Below are 711 nucleotides of genomic sequence, written 5' to 3'. Positions count from 1 at the left end.
AACAGCCCAATGATAGGAACCGCGTGCCTATTAATAAAACAATCCCTGCCGAAATCAAGCGAGGAGACAGATGAAAAAGCAATTTATTATAGTAGGAATGGTTACCCTTTTGGGAATACTGAATCTAGCTCCAGCAAATGCAGATGTAGGCGTAAGTTTCGAACCCCCAAAACCACCTAAGGATCCAACTGTAGACTCACCATCTGCCCCACGGCCACAACCTGCTTCACCGACACAATCTTCTCCACCGACACAACCTGCTCTATCAGAACAATATCTGAAAATTATTGCGTTGCTAACAAAACACCTTGAGTTGAAAAAAGAACAACTTTCACAAATAGAAAATGCCTATCAGGCTATAACAAAGGATCAGAGAACAGCCCCGAAACAAATAGACTTTTCTAATTTTTTTCTTAAAAAGCCAGAATTGCTCTATAAAGGTAGTAAGCTTTCAGGGAAGTCATATCAAGAGGTCTTGAATGATGAAAACAGATATTCTCAGTCTTTTGATCAACTCGGTAAACTTCTTTTTGGGCGTTTACAAAATGTATCGATTATAGATAAAGCTGTAACTTTAAAAACTTTTCAAAATGTAGAAAGTCGTTTTCAATACCTCAGAAAACTATTCAATGAACTTCAAACAAAAGAAAAACTGAAAGACATTGCAGATCTTCAAGCACATATCGATGGTACATTAGCTATGATCCAAAA

Annotated in this window: 1 protein-coding gene; it reads left to right on the top strand. The window is 37.4% G+C overall.

Annotation, left to right across the window (positions count from 1 at the left end):
* Positions 1–70: 70 nt before the first annotated feature.
* Positions 71–711, top strand: a 641-nt coding sequence (locus ACFINZ_RS10850) for a hypothetical protein (protein ID WP_375701521.1), incomplete at its 3' end; no start/stop codon positions are given.

It is taken from the genome of Bartonella sp. AA81SXKL (assembly GCF_042196945.1).
In the GTDB taxonomy this organism is placed as follows: Bacteria; Pseudomonadota; Alphaproteobacteria; order Rhizobiales; family Rhizobiaceae; genus Bartonella.
Note: the sequence above shows the minus strand (reverse complement) of the source record. Positions and strands in the feature narration are given on the sequence as shown.